The 1066-nt window shown below is 71.7% G+C and carries 1 protein-coding gene; it reads right to left on the minus strand.

Translation table 11 applies throughout. The features are described from left to right. Window positions 1–68: 68 nt before the first annotated feature. Window positions 69–965, minus strand: a complete 897-nt coding sequence (locus tag ACFV9G_RS30025; protein WP_378733160.1) for a LysR substrate-binding domain-containing protein — start codon at window positions 963–965, stop codon at window positions 69–71. Between the last annotated feature and the right edge of the window lie 101 nt (window positions 966–1066).

The raw sequence follows: 1066 nt of genomic DNA on the forward strand, positions 1-1066 counted from the left end.
GCCGAGTCGGCCCGTCATGACGAGCCGACTCGGCATCGGTTCGCGTCAGAACGAGCCGACTCGGCTGGTCAGCTGGTGCCGAGGTCGGCCAGGATCGCCAGCGCGCGGGTGAGCAGGGGGCTCTCGTCGCCGGCGCGGGTCGCGGCGACGAGCTCGACGCCGGGGGTTCCCGAGAGCGGCACGTAGACGACGTTCGGGACGGCCAGGGCCGCGGTGGGTTCGGGGACGATGGCGATCCCGAGGCCGGCGGCCACGAAGGTGACCAGGGTGGAGGTCTCGGCGACCTCGTGGGCGATGTGGGTGTCGATCCCGGCCTCGTCGAAGAGGCTCTGGATCATCGCGTTCATCGCCGAGCGGCCGCTGCCGGCGTGGATGACAAGGTCCTCCCCGTCGAGGTCGGCGACACGTACGCGACGACGGGCCGCGAACCGGTGGTCCTTCGGCATCGCCACCAGGAGCGCCTCCTGGCGCAGGTGGGTGATCGAAAGGGCGGTGCCCCCGGATCTGTCCGTGGGTAGCGGGCGGAGCAGGCCAAGGTCGAGGGTCCCGTCGGCGAGCGCCGCGGCCTGGTCCGGCGAGAGCATCTCGCCCCGGAACCCGAACTCCACCTCAGGCAGCTCTGCGCGCAGGGTGCGGGCGAGCTCGGGGAGCAGCGAGTACGTCGCCGACCCGACGCACCCGATCAGGAGCCGTCCGCGCCGCCCCGAGGCGATGCTGGCCGCCTCGTGTGCGGCGGCGTCGACGGCGCCGAGGATCTCCCGCGCCCGTTCCAGGTACGCAGCCCCGGCCGGGGTCAGGTCGACCCGTCGCGTCGTCCGGGTAAGCAGGGTCAGCCCGAGCTCGGCCTCGAGCTGGCGGATCTGCTGCGACAGCGGCGGCTGCGCCATGTGGAGCCGCTCGGCCGCCCGGCCGAAGTGGCGCTCCTCGGCGACCGCGACGAAGTAGCGAAGATGGCGCAGCTCCATGCACTCATACTCGCAGAGTCTTAGTCGGCCGGTGGCAATCCGGCCGAGCCGTCAGTTCTGGTGTGCCGAGAAGGTAGTTGTGGGCGACGAAACTGTAGTTC

Source organism: Nocardioides sp. NPDC059952 (genome assembly GCF_042730435.1).
GTDB lineage: Bacteria > Actinomycetota > Actinomycetes > Propionibacteriales > Nocardioidaceae > Nocardioides.